16 protein-coding genes and 1 tRNA gene are annotated in these 19,112 nt (G+C 57.7%); 8 read left to right on the plus strand and 9 right to left on the minus strand.

What is annotated here, in order from left to right:
• The first annotated feature begins 42 nt into the window (after positions 1-42).
• The 3 genes from ASG19_RS02355 (at position 43) to ASG19_RS02365 (ending at position 3,748) form a co-directional block, all read left to right on the plus strand.
• A complete protein-coding gene (locus ASG19_RS02355) occupies positions 43-1,248 on the plus strand; it encodes a glycosyltransferase family protein (protein WP_062453562.1) in 1,206 nt (401 codons plus the stop codon).
• A gap of 86 nt (positions 1,249-1,334) precedes the next feature.
• Entirely contained in the window at positions 1,335-2,585 is a 1,251-nt protein-coding gene (locus ASG19_RS02360; RefSeq protein ID WP_062453563.1) for a glycosyltransferase, read from the plus strand.
• Complete coding sequence (locus ASG19_RS02365; RefSeq protein WP_062453564.1) at positions 2,582-3,748, plus strand: glycosyltransferase; 1,167 nt, start codon at positions 2,582-2,584, stop codon at positions 3,746-3,748. The genes ASG19_RS02360 and ASG19_RS02365 overlap by 4 nt, the downstream gene beginning before the upstream one ends.
• A gap of 59 nt (positions 3,749-3,807) precedes the next feature.
• Here the strand turns inward: ASG19_RS02365 and ASG19_RS02370 are convergent.
• A tRNA-Pro gene (locus ASG19_RS02370) sits at positions 3,808-3,884 on the minus strand.
• Between the two features lie 284 nt (positions 3,885-4,168).
• Between ASG19_RS02370 and ASG19_RS02375 the strand changes: the two genes are divergently transcribed.
• Positions 4,169-4,528, plus strand: coding sequence for a hypothetical protein (locus ASG19_RS02375; RefSeq protein WP_062453565.1), 360 nt, complete (start codon positions 4,169-4,171; stop codon positions 4,526-4,528).
• 36 nt (positions 4,529-4,564) lie between these two features.
• Here the strand turns inward: ASG19_RS02375 and ASG19_RS02380 are convergent, their stop codons facing one another.
• The 6 genes from ASG19_RS02380 to ASG19_RS02405 all read right to left on the minus strand — a co-directional run bounded on the left by ASG19_RS02380 (position 4,565) and on the right by ASG19_RS02405 (position 11,986).
• Positions 4,565-5,893, minus strand: a complete 1,329-nt coding sequence (locus ASG19_RS02380) for a cell surface protein (protein WP_062453566.1) — start codon at positions 5,891-5,893, stop codon at positions 4,565-4,567.
• A 453-nt stretch (positions 5,894-6,346) separates the two neighbouring features.
• Positions 6,347-7,141: an ABC transporter permease gene (locus tag ASG19_RS02385; RefSeq protein WP_062453567.1), complete on the minus strand. Its 795-nt coding sequence runs from the start codon at positions 7,139-7,141 to the stop codon at positions 6,347-6,349.
• A gap of 1 nt (position 7,142) precedes the next feature.
• Positions 7,143-8,423 carry a hypothetical protein gene (locus ASG19_RS02390; RefSeq protein WP_156466388.1) on the minus strand — a complete coding sequence of 427 codons (1,281 nt, stop codon included), beginning with the start codon at positions 8,421-8,423 and terminating at the stop codon, positions 7,143-7,145.
• Between the two features lie 156 nt (positions 8,424-8,579).
• Entirely contained in the window at positions 8,580-9,716 is a 1,137-nt protein-coding gene (locus ASG19_RS02395; protein WP_062453569.1) for a polysaccharide biosynthesis/export family protein, read from the minus strand.
• 171 nt (positions 9,717-9,887) lie between these two features.
• Positions 9,888-10,928 carry a polysaccharide pyruvyl transferase family protein gene (locus tag ASG19_RS02400; protein WP_062453570.1) on the minus strand — a complete coding sequence of 347 codons (1,041 nt, stop codon included), beginning with the start codon at positions 10,926-10,928 and terminating at the stop codon, positions 9,888-9,890.
• A gap of 11 nt (positions 10,929-10,939) precedes the next feature.
• Entirely contained in the window at positions 10,940-11,986 is a 1,047-nt protein-coding gene (locus tag ASG19_RS02405; protein WP_244476064.1) for a polysaccharide pyruvyl transferase family protein, read from the minus strand.
• A gap of 194 nt (positions 11,987-12,180) precedes the next feature.
• Between ASG19_RS02405 and ASG19_RS02410 the strand changes: the two genes are divergently transcribed.
• The 4 genes from ASG19_RS02410 to ASG19_RS02425 all read left to right on the plus strand — a co-directional run bounded on the left by ASG19_RS02410 (position 12,181) and on the right by ASG19_RS02425 (position 16,289).
• Entirely contained in the window at positions 12,181-13,365 is a 1,185-nt protein-coding gene (locus ASG19_RS02410) for a glycosyltransferase family 1 protein (protein ID WP_062453572.1), read from the plus strand.
• Positions 13,366-14,085, plus strand: a complete 720-nt coding sequence (locus ASG19_RS02415; protein ID WP_062453573.1) for a hypothetical protein — start codon at positions 13,366-13,368, stop codon at positions 14,083-14,085.
• A gap of 138 nt (positions 14,086-14,223) precedes the next feature.
• On the plus strand, positions 14,224-15,543 hold the full coding sequence (locus ASG19_RS02420; RefSeq protein ID WP_244476065.1) for a glycosyltransferase family 1 protein: 1,320 nt from the start codon (positions 14,224-14,226) through the stop codon (positions 15,541-15,543).
• Positions 15,544-15,590: 47 nt separating this feature from the next.
• Complete coding sequence (locus ASG19_RS02425) at positions 15,591-16,289, plus strand: hypothetical protein (RefSeq protein ID WP_156466389.1); 699 nt, start codon at positions 15,591-15,593, stop codon at positions 16,287-16,289.
• A 49-nt stretch (positions 16,290-16,338) separates the two neighbouring features.
• Here ASG19_RS02425 and ASG19_RS02430 read toward each other — a convergent pair whose 3' ends face one another.
• Entirely contained in the window at positions 16,339-17,394 is a 1,056-nt protein-coding gene (locus ASG19_RS02430; protein ID WP_244476066.1) for a polysaccharide pyruvyl transferase family protein, read from the minus strand.
• Between the two features lie 439 nt (positions 17,395-17,833).
• Positions 17,834-19,000, minus strand: coding sequence for a hypothetical protein (locus tag ASG19_RS02440; protein WP_062453576.1), 1,167 nt, complete (start codon positions 18,998-19,000; stop codon positions 17,834-17,836).
• Positions 19,001-19,112 lie beyond the last annotated feature (112 nt).

The raw sequence follows: 19,112 nt of genomic DNA on the forward strand, positions 1-19,112 counted from the left end.
GCCGCTTTGTCAGCCACTTCGTTGCCGGTAGGAGTTTCGGGCATGCCGCGACATCTGAATAATGCCCGTATTCTCATGTACAGCCATGACACGTTCGGGCTTGGGCATTTGCGCCGTTGCCGCACCATCGCTCACTCGCTGGTGGAGAATTACCGCGGCGTGCAGGTGCTGATCATTTCCGGCGCGACGATTGCCGGTGCCTTCGATTATCGCGCCCGCGTTGACTTCGTGAAGATCCCCAGCGTGATCAAGCTGCACAACGGTGATTATACGTCGATGGACCAGCATATCGATCTGGCCGAGACGCTGAAGATGCGCCATTCCAGCATTCGCCATACCGCCGAAAGCTTCGAGCCCGACATCTTCATCGTCGACAAGGAGCCGCTTGGCCTTCGCGGCGAAGTGGAGGACACGCTGGTCTATCTGAAGACCAAGGGCACACGTCTGGTGCTCGGCCTTCGCGACGTGATGGACGCGCCGCATCTGCTCAAGGCCGAATGGGAGCGCCACGATACGCTGCGCAAGATCGGCCAGCTCTATGACGACGTGTGGGTCTATGGCCCGCCGGAGTTTCATGATCCGCTCGAAGGGCTGGATGCGCCGGCATCCGTGCGCAAGAAGATGCATTTCGTCGGCTTCCTGCAGCGCAAGGTGACCTCCGGTGCCGTGCCGGAAACGGATGCGGACGAGGATTACCTGCTGGTGACGACCGGTGGCGGCGGCGATGGCGCAGACCTGGTGCGCGACGTGATTGCAGCCTATCAGGCCGATCCGGCGCTGACCTACAAGACGGTGATCGTGCTTGGGCCCTACATGCCGGCCGAGCAGCGCGCCGTGTTTACCGAAGCCTGCAAGGACGATCCGCGCCTTGAGGTGATCGAGTTCGACAACCGCATGGAAGACCGGATCGCCGGCGCCAAGGCGGTAATCGCCATGGGCGGCTACAACACCTATTGCGAGATCCTGTCGTTCGACAAGCCGGCGCTGATCGTGCCGCGCACGCAGCCGCGCGAAGAGCAGCTGATCCGTGCAACGCGCGGCGCGGAGCTCGGTCTCGTCGACATGCTGTCTGCCGACGACAGTGCCGATGCCACGAAATTTGCAGCCGCGATCAAGGCGCTGTGGCAGCGCGACCCGCCCTCGGTGACGGCACCCGGCTTGCAGATGGAAGGCCTGCCGCATATCGGCGAGATCGTCGAAGGGTGGATGAAGAACAAGGGACGCCACCTTGCGATTGCGCAAGGCTAACACGCCCTCTCCTGACCGGACGCAGTGCCGCCGCCAAACGGCCCAAGTGGAAACCCGCTGCGCATTTCTGCTGGAACTGCTTTGACATGACCAACAAGACCATCGTCGTGCTGCTGAAAGGTTATCCGCGGCTCTCGGAAACGTTTATCGCCCAGGAGCTGCTGGGGCTGGAACGGGCAGGCTTTACCCTGAAGCTGGTGGCCATGCGCCGCCCGACCGACAAGAAGCGGCATCCGGTGCATGACGAGATCAAGGCGCCGGTCAGCTACCTGCCGGAATACCTGCATGAGGAGCCGGTGCGGGTGGCTAAGGCGCTCATGAAGGTCGTGACGCTGCCCGGTTTCGGCTCGGCGCTCAAGGCGTTTTTCCGCGACCTGCCGCGGGACTTTTCCCGCAACCGTTTCCGGCGTTTCGGCCAGGCTGCTGTTCTGGTGGCGGAATGGCCTGATAATGCCGGCTGGCTGCATGTGCATTTCATTCACACGCCGGCAGCCGTTGCCCGCTATGCGAGCCGCATGAGCGGCATTCCCTTTACCGTTTCGGCGCATGCCAAGGATATCTGGACCTCCGAGGCGTGGGATCTCTCCGACAAGCTCGACGAGGCCGACTGGACTGTGACCTGCACCAAGGCGGGGCATGAGCGGCTGCAGAGCCTTTCGGCACTCGACAACGTGCATCTGAGCTATCACGGACTGGATCTCGACCGGTTTCCGCATTTTTCCGGCAGCCGCCCTGCCCGCGACGGCGGTGATCCGGACGATCCGGTGAGGATCGTCAGCGTCGGCCGGGCGGTGAAGAAAAAGGGCTATGACACGCTTCTGCGCGCGCTGGCGCTGCTGCCGAAGGAGCTTGCCTGGCGCTTTACCCATATCGGCGGCGGCGACGAGCTTGTGCCCCTCAAGGCACTTGCCGAATACCTCTCGATCGCGTCGCGCATCACCTGGAAGGGTGCGCTCGACCAGCGCGAGGTGCTGGAGCATTACCGCGACAGCGACCTATTCTCGCTCGCATGCCGGATTACAGCCGACGGTGACCGCGACGGCCTGCCCAACGTGATGGTGGAGGCCGCAAGCCAGAACCTTGCCGTGGTGGCGACCAATATATCAGGCATTACCGAGCTCTTCGTCGATGGCGAAAACGGACTGCTGGTTGCGCCGGAAGATCCGGTAGCACTGGCGGAAGCGCTCGAAAAAGCGATCCGCGAGCCTGCCCTTCGCCAACGTCTGGGTCAGGCTGCCGAGGCAAAGGTGCGCCACGACTTCGACCATCATACCAGCATCGCCGACCTCAAGCGGCTGTTCACGCAGAGCTTTGCGAGCCAGGAGACAAGTCGATGAGCAACGGTCCCTCAATCGGCAAAGGCCGGCGCGTTCTGTTCTATGTGCAGCACCTGCTGGGCATCGGTCACATCGTTCGGGCAAGCCGCGTGGCGTCCGCCCTGCAGGAAGCCGGGTTCGACGTGACGCTGGTGACGGGCGGCACGCCGGTGAAAGGCTTTCCGCCTGAAGGCATGGCGCATGTGCAGCTGCCGCCGGTGGTCGCCTCCAATAGCGGATTTTCATCGCTTAGCGATGCCACGACCGGCGAGCCAGTGGACGAGGCTTTCCAAGCCCATCGCACCGGCCTGCTGCTCGATCTCTTTCACGACCTGAAGCCTGACGTGGTTATCACCGAGGCCTTTCCCTTCGGTCGCCGGCAGATGCGGTTCGAACTTCTGCCGCTGCTGGACGCGATCAGGTCTGCCGAGCCAAAGCCGCTGCTTCTTGCCTCCGTGCGCGACATTCTGCAGGAAAACCGCAAATCCGGCCGCGACGACGAGACGATTGCCCTGATGCGCGACCATTTCGACGGCGTGCTGGTGCATGGCGATGCGGGCTTCGTGAAGCTTGAGGAGACGTTTCGCAGGGCGTCGGAGTTTGCGGGCAAGATCCATTATACCGGTCTCGTCGCACCCAATACGCCCACCCCCTCGCCCGACCGGTTCGACGTGCTGGTATCCGCCGGCGGCGGCGCCGTCGGTGCGGGGCTGATCGGCGCGGCCCTGGAAGCCGAGCGCATTCTCAACGACGGCCGCAGCTGGTGCGTCATCACCGGGCCCAATCTTCCCGCGGAGGATTTCGACCGTATTTCGGCAGAGGCCGGCTCCCGCGTGACGGTCATCCGTTTCCGCCCCGACTTCCCGTCGCTTCTGTCAAATGCCCAAATCTCTGTCTCGCAGGCCGGCTACAACACCGTCTGCGACCTGTTCCGCACCACCTGCCGGCCAGTCCTCATCCCGTTCGCGACCGGCGGCGAGACCGAACAGACCGCCCGCGCCGAAAAGCTCAAAGCGCTGGGACTTGCGGAAGTGGTGGATGAGGCTTCGCTGACCGGTGAAGCGCTGGCAGAGGCCATCCGTAGGGCGAGCGGGATCACTGGCGTTCAGGAACTGCCGTTTTCGCTGGATGGCGCAGAGAAGTCGGCGGCGATCGTGGCGGAGATGCTGGATGGGCGTGGATGAAACGCGCTCTTGTGAAGTGAGCTTTTTCGGGAAGGAGCCTTGCGGGACAAGGGTCAAACTGGTCGGAGTGAGAGGATTTGAACCTCCGACCCCGTCGTCCCGAACGACGTGCGCTACCAGGCTGCGCTACACTCCGTGACCAGTGGCGCCTCTATAAACCGGCATTTTCCGTTGCACAAGCGTGTGCTTTGAAAAAATATGAGGTCTCGTGCAGGCCTGATCATCGCTTGCAACACCCTGTGTAACAGGCGTTGCAAAAAAGCGGCTCGGATGAAAATTGAGAGCTGTTTGGAAAGATGATGTCGCGACAGGCAGCGGAAATCTGTTAGTGCGAGATCAAAGCTTTGCCCATCTCAAAAGCCCTGCCTGGCAGGCATTGTCTGGGGCGATCACCACATGCAAGAGGATTTGTTGAAGATTATGAGCCGCCGCCTGTTCCCCTTGACCGCCGTTCTCGCGGTAGCGCTTTCTGCATGCACCACTGTCAGCGTTGCCAGCAGCCCGATCAACACCTACTGGACCGGCCGTTCGGCTGGTGAGTTCTTCGCCAAGTTCAGCCCACCCTTGAGCGATGTCGATAGCGGCAGCTCGACGATCTACAACTGGCGCGGCGGCTATACCCGCATCAAGCTTGCAAACGGCAAATCGGTAAGCGTTAGCTGCTCGGCCAAGGTTACTGTTTCCGAAAGCTACACGATCCGCGACATCACCATCACCGCAGATCGTCCCGGCTCCACTGGCCCAAGCTATTGCGAAGAACTGCTGCTGCCGAAGAAGTAAATGGAACGGGCATCGCCGTCACTCGGCGATGCCCGCTCAACGGCTCTCCCCATCGAGGGGATAGAGGATCCGTCCGAGGCGTCTCAGCCACGGATTGGATAGCTCGCGGAAGAACAGGATCGGGTTCCGGCGGAAATCGCGCGCATCCTGCTCGGACCCCGCCAGTTTGATCAACCAAGCAATCGGCACGGTCAGCAGATGCCGCCAGCCGAACAGGCCATAGGCGCCCCGCATCGCGAAGCCCGGCCGCGCCGGCATCGGCACTTCCCTGATTTGAGTTTCCGGCATGCCCTTTTCGCGCCACTGGAGCGCCAGCGCCAGACAGGTTTCGAAATCGATCTGGGTTCCATCGACCGGATTGAAATAGCGCGGATAGAAAAGATAGGCCGCGGCGAACAGCTGTTCGATAGTAAGCCTGCGGCCCCGCCGCGGGTTCGGCTGCCGATCGTCGGTCAGGCCCCACCCGGCATAGAACGGACATCCAGCCACCGTCACGGGAAGGCCCCGCAGCAGCGCTTCGAAGCCTGCGAGCGACGTGATGGCGTAGACATGATCGGCGCGCGCGAGAAGCTCCGGGAGCGACACCGGCGCGGTGACAATTGTTGCGAGATCGGTGACGTCGGACGGATCGGACCGCTGCGCCCGGACACCGTTCAGAACATCGGGATGCGGCTTGTAAAGGATTTCGGCATCCGGGTTTTCCGTGGCTGCCAACCGCACGAGGTCGTTGTTGGTAAACGGACGATCGCAACCGAAGCGGATCGACGCGTCGTCCTCCACCTGGCCGATAACAAGGATGCGGCGTTGCGCCTGCACCACAGCATCGGCCGGTACCGCTTTTCCCGCCAGGACATCTGCTCCTGCGCCTTGTCGGGCAGCGGAATTGTATTTGCTGAGGCCGGACCGGAGCAGAAGATCGATGCCGGCCCTTGCCCGCTCCATCAGATCAGGGTCGGCATCGAAATCATAGCTGTTCAGGATACCTTCGAGATCGGAGGGCTGGCGGCTATCGAAATAGGGCGTGCGGCTATCAAGTGTGAGCGAGAACGGCAGGCTCTTGCTGGCATTGCCGACCAGCGAGCGGATAAACCCGTCTTCCAGAAACACGACCGGGATATGGTTGGAATGCGCGAATTCCAGGATGGCATCCGAGACATTCCGGCTCCAGACCAGCAGGGTCGCGCCGGGTGTTGCGAGGATTAAGTCCTGCCAGTCTCGAACAAACGTGAGATCGCTCAGGTAAAGCGGCAGATACTGAAAGCTCGAATGCGGAAAATAGGCCTCCAGCATCCCCCGCTTCCAGCGGCGGATATGCACCGCAAACACGTGTCGTCCGTCAAGACCCGGCACTCCAGCGGCAATCATCCTCGACTGTCTTCCTTGTTCAAGCCTGTTTGTATCGGCGACATCGGAGGTTTTACGGCAATGGCGGGCGTCCGTCACGTGATTGCTAGGGAGACCTGAAACCGCTTCCGCAGCGCGGTCAAAAGCGGGGCAGGTTCTGAGATAAAAGCGCTGGCGACTGGAGTGTCAAGCGACAGCGCTGACCACATGGACGCAGCGGCTGCGATCGTTTTCGCCGAAACACGGGAAGGTGACGACGACGCCGAGGCGTGGACTTCATCCTCTCAAGCTTCGATAGCGGGGTGACGGTTGCCAGATAAGACGTTCTCACGTCCCACGCCCTCAAAGCGACTATGAATACATAGTTAAAAGTGCGATCGCGAGCAATTCCGGAGGGTTTAGGGGCAAACTACAATCTGCCTGCCGTGATATTCTTGCATCGCCAGTAAAGCGATCCCGGGAAAATCGTACGCGTTATTGATGGATACGCATATCCCGAAGCGCGCGCTCAAGAGCCAGTCCCAAGAGCAGAACAGCGCAGGTCCACCCGATGATGTAGGGAACCGACAGGAGGTGGGTCGGATACGTCGGGTAAAAGCCCAACCTAAACAAAGCTACAAAATGCATGATCGGGTTGTAGGCGAGGATCTCCTTCACCTGCGGGGCCATGTATTCCGGAATAAAGAATACGGCGCTGAAGAAGATCTGGACACGCGAGATCATGGACCACGCGAATTTCCAGAGAGGAAAAAGAGCGATCAGGAAAGAATTGACGAGCCCCACACCGAAAGAAAAAAGCGCAATCATTATGCCGAATTCTACGATCGCACGGAAATCGTATGGAATAGCGAACTTCGAGAGCCCGAACGCTGCAATCATAGCGAAGAATAAGATAAACATGATCGAGAACGATAAAAACTCGACGAACGTTCGGGCGATTGAATAATCGATTGCCTCTATATACGGAATTGTCGTCACAGATTTCGCGGAGGCTATCGCCGAAGCCGCACGAATACTCATGGTTCTAAAGAATAGAACCGGAAAAATTCCAGTGGTGATGAAGAGCAGAAGACTGTCGCCGATCAGTAGTCCTCGATGCATAAAGGTGAAGATCACCCAATGCACGAGAATGAACACAAGTGCCTCCAAAAGATCAAAAAGCTGCATGAACGCATGCTTGCTATTTCGCAGCCGGACTTCGCGGATGGTGAGGGCCGTGACGACCCGCACCTGACGCTGCAGGCCCAGCGCAACCGTGTTGACCAGCATATCAGACGTGATCCCTGATACTGTAGTAAACTAGCGTCAACACAACCCAGATGCCACAGGCTGAGAGGAAGACAAGGAAGGTATCGAAGAATACCTTCGGATAGGATGCAACCTCAGGCAACCCCGGCTGCACATAGGTCGCAAGATAGATCTGGTTGTGGCTCGCTTGTGCTCTAGCCGATTCGTAGTTCGTAAGAGCCGACTGATAGAGTTTTGTTGCGATCTCGACATCCGTTTGGATTTGGTCGTAGCGTGTCAGCACCTGTGCATTGATCATTTCGCTGCCGCCACTTCCACCCTGCATGTTGCTGCCGACCTGGTCCTGAAGCTGTGCGACCTGCTCCTTGGTCGCGTTGATCTGGTTCCTCATCACAGACAGACGTGGCGACTTCGGGTCCATATATTGCGTCAAACTGTCGTACTGCGCCTGCAGGCTGGCGAGTTCGCTGCGCAGCTTCAAGTTCAGCTGAAGCCGACCGTCGGCCTCCTTGCGCGCATCGATCGACTTTTGGGTCGTGCGCAACTCTGTCTCTTCGCGACGAACATCCTTCAGGCGCGACTCGGCACGGGCCATCTCCGTATGCGCAAAATCCATCTGGCTCTTGCGGGCTTCGTCAGAAATCTGGTTGACCAGCCTCTCGCAAAGAACCTTAATCGCGTTGGCGATCTTTCGGGCGTCGGCTGGCGTGAACGCCGAGACTTCCACGACGTTGATACCGGTCGTGATATCGTAATTCGTATGGATCGACGAATTCCAATATTTGACGAGCGTTTCCAGCGAAGCCGCAGGATCAAGTCGGCTCATGTAATCAACGGCACCGCTGGAATATATCTGTCGAAGTCCGACAGCTTCCTCGAGCGCGACGACCGCATCGCGGCTGCCCACGTAGTCAGACACGATATAGCTGTTCGACATGATTAGCAGAGAGTCAGCCGACGACGAGCCCGCCCCCGCGCCAAGGTTTGGCCGCACGGAAAAGCGAAATTCCGAAACATACTGGGGCGCCGCAAAGAACGCGTAATAGACACCGGCGATGATCGTTGGGATAATTACGGCGATCAGGAAGAAAATCCATTTACCCCAGGTCTTGAGTCCGCCCTCCGAGGGCGCTCCGCGAACCTTGTAGGTAACTACGCTCTTCTGGCTGGGCGGAACTAAAGTGGGCTTCAGATCGGGGGTTCTTGCCGGAAGGTTGGCTGAAGACGGCTGCCGGCGGGCAAGGCCTGTCCCTCCAGGACGCACCTCATCCAGCCGCCTGAGCAGTGAGCCGTCTGACTTCATCCGATCGCCCTTTGTCAAATATGTTTGCTATGAAAAGTAACATAACGAAATGTCAGTCACCAAACAACCCAGCGCTCCACGTCTCGACCAGAAACGGGATCGTGAGCGCGTGTTAAACAGCGATATCGGCTTTTCGAAGGCTTAAAAGCGCTCGGCTTACAATCCGTTCACAGTCGAGGCTACACCCGCGCCCTGCGTGACAGGGGAAACAGTCGTGCTGACTAGGGTAGAGAACTTACGAAGCTCCGCAAGCGATGAGTTGGCAATATAAACCAGATCGCCGTTATTGACCTTGAAGCTCTTGAGGACGAAGAAGCCGCTCGGGTCCTTCAGATCGATCTGGTAGATGACGTTGACTGTTCCATCCGAATGCATGGCGCGCGCCGACGGATTGAAGCGACGAACCTCCGCGAGAGGTTCTCGACGATAGATGAAGATCCCCTTTGCGTTGGCGCGTTCATCGTTGAGACCACCTACCTTCGCGAGAGCCTGATTAAGGAAGAGCTGCGACTGGTCGAACGGCACGGATGCGTTGGCTGTCGCGGCGCCGAACACCGTGAAACTGCGCGGCTGACGGATCAAAGCGATGACGTCGTTAGCCTGCACATAGATGTTCTCGCGCGGGCTGGAGATCAATTTCTCCATCGGCATCGTCTCTGTCCGCATACCGCGCGAGATCTGGACAGCCAGCTGATGCGATTCCATGCGAGGTCCGCCGGCAGCGGCGATGACGTCCAGAAGACGTCCGCCGCCCGCGGTCAACGGAATTCGCCCGCTGGAGGCAACTTCGCCTGTCACAGTCACAGCGTTCGCATTGTTCTTTGCGACGTTGACGAGCACTTGTGGCTCGACTGCCATGCCGGAAAGAGCCTTCTCAATATCGGCCTTGACTTGCTGAGGGCTGCGTCCAGCGGCGCGGATCGTGCCGGCATAGGGAACGACAATCATACCGCTTTCAGAAACAGGCTGCTCAGGAATCTGTGCACCACCCTGCCGTCCTGCGCCTGCGGAGAACAGGCCGTTCTCAGACGCTTCCCAAATCGCGACGGTGACGACGTCGCCGACGCCGATAAGGGATGTACTCGCGCGGCCGGAGTTACCAAAGGCAACTGACAACGGCTTCTCATCAGAAACGGAAAGAAGATCGGCAACTCGCTGCGTGACATTGATCAGAACGTAGGGTGCTTCGACAGAACTTGAACCCGATTCGATCTGACCAGCACTCGGGCCGGAGCTCGGAATAACGGAACATGACGTTGCAAATGAGCAAAGGGCTACCGCCGATGCGGCCAAAAGTCGTCTATGGGACTGCATTCACTTTTACTCTTCGCAATGGCTGCAACACTCCCCTGAGGAGCGCCAGCATCAGTAAACTACCGAGCAATCTTGTTCAACTGCGAATCCGGATATGAAACAGATTTGCAGAGGTATTTCCTTGTAAAAGGATTGGCTTAACAATTTCTTCTAAAGTGGAATCTGGGACAGAATCGCAGGGGGTATCTCCCACTCTGCTTCACTGAGATCCACGTGCTTCCTCAACGGAAAAGCGTCAAAAAGACCAGTGGAATCATAGCTGAGAGGTTCCCAGTTTTCGTCAAGAAAGCGAATCACATTCTCCCAATCCGTGTGGTGATCGAGCGGCTGAAGATAGCTTAAAACGGTGTCGCGGTCGGCGCCGCTGTAAAAGTCCTTCATCCGGTGATCGATCGGCTGGCTGCCATCGATCGCGAGCGATCCGGACTCGCCGCCATAGGTCGCAAACCAAGCACACGGTATACCGTAGGTCTCGGCAATCACGAGACCATGCAAACTTGTGGACAGGATCCGCCGACAGGCAAGAATTTCCTCCGTTTTCGATCGGAGCCCGTCAATAGTCGCTGGTGTGTAAGTGTTGATGATATGCACGCGCTCCGCCAGGTGCGGCGGAATTTGGTACCGCGCAATCGCCGCTTTTACCAGCGCGTTGGCATTTGGTGCTTCGAGTTCGGATATGTGGACGATTACGCCGAGATCCCATTTCTTCACGTTTGGATCCGGAAAGATTTTGGGTAGGAACCAGACGGGATCACCGTAGGCTTCTGGTACGACAATACCCTTTGCGCGGAGCGCTGCGGCGGTTCTGCGGCCGCGCACCGCGTGGACGACAAGTTCGGTGTCATCTGGAATCTGGTAACCGACAAGGCCGCCCGTGCGATCGCGCTGCATGTCAAATCCGGTACCCCAGAGATGCACCTTGCCGAAATGCAGGGCATGTCCGATCGTACCGACAGCAGCCAGGCGCTCCTTCTTGGCACTGAAAGGTGCTCTGAGAATTGGCAGCCGAGACATGGCTGCAACGACGACTGCACTCAAGGCATCGCCGAGGTTTGCGTCGTAATGCGTGTCCGTTGTCCAGACCCAGGTGAACCTGAGCGAGCGCGGACGGCCGAGCCTTGGCCGTGTCACAGCTCCGCTGGCGGGATTTTTTTCACGGCTGAGAAACCGCTTTGCGGCACTGAGTGGCATGGAGCTCTCGCTTACCGAAAGTGGGAAATGACGCGTTTAAAAAGCGAGGAACCGACGTTCGTCGATGGCTCCGGCTTTGGCGGGATCATCCGGCTCAATGAGGGATGATCGAACGCACTTCCTGTCGGCCCCTTACTCATAGGCGCGACCTGAAGCGGAAACGCTTCAATGAGTGCATCTTCATCAAGCGTCTTCGGGAACCAGACGCTGTCGATCGCGCGGATCAACTCACCCCAGTCCGTAGGCTTGGAACGGGGCTGATACCAGACATCCAAAGCCGTTTGACCGAGCCCCCTGTAGAGATCGTTGAAACGCAGATCGATCACATCCGGCTCAGAAAAATCGATTTTTCCAAGCCCAGCACGGGACGCCCGCGGGGAGAAATACAGACAGGGAATACCGTAAGATTCGGCGAAAACCATGCCGTGCAAGCTGGTCGACACGATACGCTTGCAGGACAGAATATCGTCGAGGCGCTCGCGAAGCGCGGCTGTGGTGGGAGCGGTTACGGTATTGATCAGCTTGACGGATGTCTCGTCCGCCCCGGACAACCGATAGCGAAGATACTCGCTCTTCGGCGTAGCGACGTAGTTGCGGTCAGCGAGTTCTGAAAGGTGCAGGATGACACCCAATTCAAAGCGCTTTTCCTTCGGCGCCTCGTGAAAGCGCGGCAGCAGCCACAGCGGATCTCCGTAGATAGCCGGGCCGGCCTGATCGAGTCCGAAGACCTCGCGCGTGAAGGGGCCCCGCGTCGCATAGGTCGTTATGGTCGTATCCTGCGGGCGAGAATAAGGAACCTTTTCCTTCGGTGCGTCGTGTGGGTTGAGATGGGGAGACGTACCAGTACCCCAGAAGGAGACATCGCCTCCCCTGAACATGTGACCTATCGTTCCGACGGCTGCCAGGCGCGTCTCACGGGATTTCGCAGCGACGTGTTTTACAGGCAGCCCCGATAGAAACGATACGATGACCGGCGACAGGGCGTCACCGAGATTGAAATAAGACTGTTTGGCCGATTGCCCCACCCAAGACAGAGGAATGGTGCCGGTCGAGGCCACAACCTCCTTCAAACTGTTTGACATCTCGTCCCATTCTCGTGTTGGAAATATACGTCTAGGTCTTGCGCCAGAGTGGCGCAATCGGTCTTATCACTAGGCCTTAAAGCAAAACGCCACCGTTTTTCAATCGCCCCGCTGCCGTCACGTGCATAAACATTGCGGCACCAATCTGACAAGAGTATCAGAAGAGCCAGATGTTCAAGCTGCAGATGCCACCAGTTCCGATCGAAACCAGCCAGGTACTGTTCGATCTCTCACGGTTGTTGCGCAGCCGTAACAGGGCGTTTGCAACCGGTGTCGATCGCATCGATCTGGAGATCGCGCTCGATCTTGCGGCTCGGTTTAAAACGTCATGTTATTTTCTCTATGCCGGAGCAGCTGGCGTAACTATCTTGCGCCACGAGACTGGAATGTCCTTGCTTCGCGCCCTCGACGCGCGGTGGAACGGTAAGCAAAGCCCTAACGAACGCGCTCGAAGTACCCAGTCGTACACAGCCGAGATTGCATATGGGTCGGTCACGAGACGTGACCGGAGAACGGTTGTCACCTCCGACACGACCTATGTCGTTGCATCGCATTCGGGACTTGGAAAAATCAAGGGGGGGATCGGTCGACTCGATCCCCTGAAGGCGATGAAGAGGGTCATCTACATTCATGACATCATCCCTTTGGAGATGCCGGAGTATCAGCGTCCGGAAACTCGCCCGGCTTTCGAAAATTATCTGGGCGAGTTAATGGATGCGCCGGTGACCATAGCATCGAACTCGCACGACACCGATACGCGCTTTCGCCAACTGGCCGGGACAAAGGGGTGGACGGTCGAGAGGTTTATCGTCCTTAAACCGGCGCTGGTCCCAACCACGGCTGCACGGCTTCCGATCCGCACCGAAATCGAGACCTTTATCTCTCGCCAACGTTCATTTTTTACCGTCATCGGTACGATTGAACCGCGAAAAAACCATCTTTTGCTTCTGAACCTATGGCGGCAGATGCTGGAGCAGCAAGAAGACGCGCCGCATCTCTGCATCATCGGTAAAAGAGGCTGGGAGAACGAGAACGTCTTGGATATGCTGGACAGGTGCGTGGCGATCAAAGGTAGCGTCACCGAATTCGGCGACCTTTCGGATGGAGAAGTGCAAGCCGTGATGAAAGCATCGACTGCGCTGCTGTTTCCGTCCTTTGTCGAAGGTCTTGGCATCCCACTTCTGGAAGCTGCAGCCCTTGATCTGCCCTGCATCGTTTCCGATATTCCCGTTTTTCGCGAGATCGCTCCGACAGGTACGGTGTTTCTTGATCCGCTCGATGGTCCAGGTTGGAAGCGCGAGATCATTTCGCGGTCGCTCCCTCCTGCCCACGACATAACAAGACAGGTCGGATAGATGTCAGTCGTTTTTGAAAACGTCTACAAAACATTGAAGCAGAAAAACAAGAAAACGAAAGTTTTCGAAGCTGCCGATGTGACGTTCAGCCCCGACAGGATCACCGGCATCCTGTCGCCCAGCGGCGCCGGCAAAACCACGGCGACCGATCTCACCACCGGTAAACTGCGGCCAGATTTCGGGCGCGTCAAACGCAGTTCGCTGGTTTCCTTTCCCGTCGGTGGTGGCGGTGTGTTCAACAATCTCCTCACGGGCCGCGAGAACCTTGCGTTCCTCTGCCGGGTCTTCGGGTTCGACCCGCGCCCGATCATCCAGTTCGTTGTCGATTTCGCCGATCTCGGTAAGACGATTGACAAGTCGTTCAAGCTCTACAGCAGGGACGAGCGTACCAAGTTCATCTTTGCCTCAAGTTACGCCATCCCCTTCGACACCTATGTGGTGGACGACTCGCTGATTGGTGGGCGCGGACCGTTTCGCGATCAGTGCACGAGCCTTGTCAGAGAAAGAATGGAGACGTCCGGCTTCATCATCTACACCTCCTCTCCGACGGTCATTCGCAAATATTGCAACGAGTTTTACGTCATAGACAGAATGAGTATCCAGCAGACAGATACTGCCGATGAAGCGATCGCTCTACTCGGTGAAGCGACGTTGCGCGATGGAGACGGGACTAGCGAAGACGCCACTGGAGGTGAAATCCAGTTGGTCAATCCAGGATAGCCTTGAGGAGATCAGTGATGCGCCGGGCTCAACGGTTGCAAATTTAGGCTCGATCCCGCAATTAGGGTCGACGACAACAACTCGGGCTACAAACTTCTCCGATACGTGCAAAACAGCGAAAGTCCAGCAAGAGACATCATGACCAACAGACGCATTATGATTGACGGCTACAACCTTGCTCTGGAAAGAGGCACGGGAGTTGCCACGTATTCGCGCAATCTTAGCCTGGAACTGTCAAAGCTCGGACACAAGATTGATCTGCTCTACGGCCTGCGGACGTCAACCGGTACGAACCCTCTGCTTAACGAAGTAAACTTCTTCGATCCGGTGACGAAATCGCCGAAGACCATGGACGTGGCAAAAACGCTCCTGCGATCACCGATGGGATTGAAGGCTCGCGAAGTACCCATCACCGGCAAGGTCATTGCGAGGCACCCGACGAGGATATTGCCCCCGTACGACCGCATCTTCAACTACCAGCACCTCTTCACCGTCGCTCGTTGGCATTTCAAGGTCTACGGCAAGTTCATGGAGACCTCGTATGAGCGCCCCGCTGAAATTGCCCACTGGACTTACCCGCTTCCCATCCGCCTGAAGCACGCCCAGAACATCTACACTATCCACGATCTGGTCCCGTTGCGCCTTCCCTACACAACACTCGACAACAAGAAGGAATATTTCCGCGTTGCGCGCGATATCGCCCGTGACGCCGATCATATCGTGACGGTATCCGAAGCGTCCAAGCGCGATATTGTCGATCTTCTTGGCGTACCCGAGGAGAAGGTTACGAACACCTATCAATCGGTCAGCTTGCCGAGTGCAATTCTGGAGCGGCCATTCGACGAAGTTGCGACAGAAGTCGAAGCGATCTTTGGTCTCGAACCCAAGAAATATTTCCTGTTCTTTGGTGCGATTGAACCGAAGAAGAATGTTGGCAGGATTATCGAAGCCTATCTCGCGAGTCAGTCAAGATATCCGCTGGTCGTGGTAGGGCAGTTGACGTGGAAGGATGCCAACGATCTGCGTCTCCTCGGCGTCTCCGGACAAAGCGGCGGTAAAAAGACCGTCGATCCGTCGATCAGCGCTGTTTCACGAGCCCAGCAGATTATCCGTCTAGAATATCTGCCGCTCAACATGCTCGCCTCGATCATAAGGTGCGCGCGCACCGTCGTGTTTCCTTCGCTTTACGAGGGTTTCGGCCTGCCTATCCTCGAGGCGATGCAGCTTGGCACAGGCGTGATTACAGGGACGGAGGGATCGAACCCGGAAGTATCGGGCGACAGCGCCTATCTCGTCGACCCATATGACGTCGGGGCGATCGCACGGGCGATCCGTGACATGCAGAACGATGACGACATGGTTGCGCATTACGAGGCAGCGGGGCGAGAACGCGCCAAGCTGTTTTCGCCAGAGCGCTACTCAGAACGACTAACTGAGCTTTACAAGAAGCTAAAATGAGCCGCATATTCAAAATAACCGAGGCTATAGGCCTAAGGAAAAGGGGATTGGACATCAGCGAAATTGCCTCAAATGCTGAGCCGCCCCGCAACGACGACCTGCTCGGACAGGCTCGCGATCTCGCAGCGCAGGCTCCCGATGCGCCGTCCTCTGCACTTCTGCTGGAACTTTGCGCGGCTATTGAAGCAGGTCCGCGCGACATTGCGGAGATTAGACGAGAGATTTTTCGAGATGCCGTGAAGGGCATCGCCAACGTCATTCGTAACGGACAGCTGCCCGCGGAACTACCTTTAGCTAAAATGGTACCCGGCGGATACGGTTCACCCGAATTGCTGGCTCAGGAGATCGAAAAAGCGAACGCGACCAAGCCGATCACTATTGGCGAATTACGAAGCATTCGCGGAAAGGTGAAGGCGGCTGAGGAAGCAAGCGAGGCCATCGACGATCTTGCCAAGCGCATCTACTATGCCAAGATCTTCGACACGAACCCCTCGACCGAAGATATCCTGCCGCCGGGCTCGCCGTCTCGGTCGCTAGACCTGATGTCCATGATCATTCAGAGAGTGCTCCCGAATGGCTGGTGGACATTGGGTAGCAACGGCGAAAACCTCAGTGACCCTTCGGTCGCGAAGGTCGGCACTTGGGCTGGTGACGAACCGAAGCCTGAGTCGGCTCCTACCCCTGCCCTGGCTTTGCTGAGTGCGTTTATCCTCACCCTCATCGAGACGGCAAAGAAAGACGCCTGATGTTGCAAGGCACCCGCCGCCGTAGCAGTGGGTGCGTTACGCCGTGCGATCACGCGCGTTTTTTCGCGGCTCGGTTGATCTCCTTGACGTCATGCTGGAAAATCAGGTTGTTTAAGACCGGATGTTCCCAAATGGTCGTTCCCGCCGCGGGTATGATCGGGTCATAGTCAACCGGGAAGGCGTCGATGAGCGCCTGTTCATCGAGGCGCCTCGGTTGCCATGCCTCGTCAATGGACTTCGTCAAGTCATGCCAGTCTGTCTGCTCGCCATGCGGCTGCGTATAAACCGGCAGACTGGAAAGACCCAGACCGCGGTAAAGATCGACAATGCGAAGGTCGAGGACCTCGTCCGAGTGCAGATCTCGCACACCCAGGCCGCTCTCTGCGCCGGTCGACGGGAAATGGAGGCAGGGTATGCCGTAGCTTTCCGCAAACACCATTCCATGAAGGCTTGTGGAGACGATGCGCTCACATGCTAGGATTTCGTCGATCTTGCCGCGTATGCCCTGGATGTCGATCGCGCTCACGGTATTGATGATGCGGATGTCGTCCCGCATTTCTAGGGGGATTTGATAACGGAGAAGCTCGGCCCGCAAATGCGCCTCCGGATCGCGATCGGAGAGCTCCGAAAGGTGAACGATCACCCCAAGCTTCCACTTCTTCTCGACTGTCGGATTGTAGAAACGTGGTAGCAGCCATACAGGATCGCCGTAAACCCCGACTGTTCCCTCTCCGCGGCCGGTCAAAATGCTTTCGGACACGGGGCCGCGCGTGGCAGTCACCATGAAGCTGGAATCGGGCGTGATCTCAAACTCGCGGCGCTCCGCCGCGGGCGCAGAAGGATTTGTCCATCTCGAAGATCCCGTGCCCCAGAAAAACACCTCACCGCCGGAAAAGCCGTGGCCGATGGTCCCGACGCAACCCATCCGAAGCGCTTGGGTTTTCGTTGGAAGGCGCTGTACATCTTGACCGGACATGAGAGCGACCATGACGGGGCTCAGCGCGTCACCGATGTTGAGGTAGTCCATTGCCATTGTGGAACCAGCCCACGCGAGCGGCACATAGCCGCTCGTACGGGCGAACTGGGCAAGCGCATTTGTCTTCATAGATACCTACTAATTAGGAGATTGCATGCCCTTGGGTGCAATCGTTGTTACCAGCCAGAACCATCGCCAACGGCCCATGCTCTATGCCGGTCAGCCTGGACAGGCGTTGCTCTTACAATACTGTGACGTGGCTTGGAAAGCCTCTCAGCGCGGCGCTCCGTCTGCCTCAGCCGCCGCCGCTCTTCGCACTCCCCGATCGTCGTTATCCATTTGTCCATTGACCTTGCAAGAGCGGCGTCCTCTTTTGCCTGCTGCCGATGCGCGACCGCAAGCGTCCTGATGGCGAGCAAGATACCTGCGATCGTCAAAAGAACGACTGCGCCGATTGTAGATATAAAGATCATCGCGATACTCATGTCGAGCATATGTGTTGCCGCAGTCGGCTATGCAACATAGCGGCCGGTATCGACTCCGTGATCAGGCCGGCACGCCACGCTGCTCAACGCCAGTAGATGTCATTGGCAAGTCCGTTGATCGATTTGATATAGTCCATCTTTGGGGCAGCCGGCGATGCGTTGGTGTAGTCCTCGCATAGCGTCATGTACCACACATGGCTTTCGCCAGAGCTCGGGTCGGTTACTAGACGGCTGTAGACGTTCGGTTCAGAAGAAACACCCGACACCTGTAAGTTGGCGTTATATCTAACAGCCGCCAATTCTGGCCTGCTGCATCGACCCGCCGAGACAAGCCTCTGTGCCAAGTCCGCAGCAGACTTCTGAGACCGCGGATGAACCCAGTCCTCACGAGCCCACTTTTCCCAGCGAGAGAGACCAAATTCCCTTGTCCAGTAAGTCTGCTCGACTTGCATTGCCTTCCCGGGTCCCTTGCCATCCTCGCCGCTACGCGAGTAGTGGCTTGAGACAATCGACAACAGACGACGGTCTGACTTGTAGGTGAAATCATCAACAGCCCAGGTGGTGAGGCCGCGATTGTAGCGCGTTGCGCAGGCTACCGGCAGTTCGGAAGGCTGACCGTTGTGAAGCTTGCTTGGAAACACGCCATATCCGCTTTCGCCTCTCGCCGGAACAGTTGCCGGTGCGATCACCCATCCTCGGAAAAAGCGGCGCGACGTACCGCCGCTATCGGCGCACTGGTCCGATTCAAATGTCGACAAGGCAACGGGGCTATAGCTTCCCATCAGGAAACCATACCCTTTGTCGTACCACTGGATGGAAAGTCCATTGTCTTCGGCCCCTTCGACATCGTCAACCGATTGGGGGCCAGCGCACCCTGCCTTGAAAGTAGAGCTCGTGATGCGCGTATTTGCCCCGATGGTGACGGGTATGTTTACCTTGGTGACGGCGCCGCCGGCGCACTTGGATCTTGGTCCAGAGAAGTTCTGCAGGATATAGGTAGGCTGTTCACCAGGCTTGATGTTGCGCCGACTGCTGCAGTCCGGCGAGCCAGGGATCTTACCCATCGCAACGGAGCCATCCGACTGCGTGCACACGTCCATTGTCATGAAGTCCGAGATGGGCCCTGAGCCTTCGGCCGCCTGAAGCGCCTGTGGCGACAATGAGACGAGTGCTGCGGCAACTCCGCCCAAAACGTTGGAACGGGAAAAGCAGGACCGACGCAAGGCGCCATGCGAGCGAGTATACATCATCAATCTTTCTGAGCTCCGGCGCGATTGCGGCACTGTCAGCATTCTCAATAACTAAGGCGACAATGCGGTAACGCGTCTGCTATTCTTCCGAAAGAAAAGCAGTCTCGTTCCA

It is taken from the genome of Rhizobium sp. Leaf306 (assembly GCF_001423425.1).
Lineage (GTDB): Bacteria > Pseudomonadota > Alphaproteobacteria > Rhizobiales > Rhizobiaceae > Neorhizobium > Neorhizobium soli.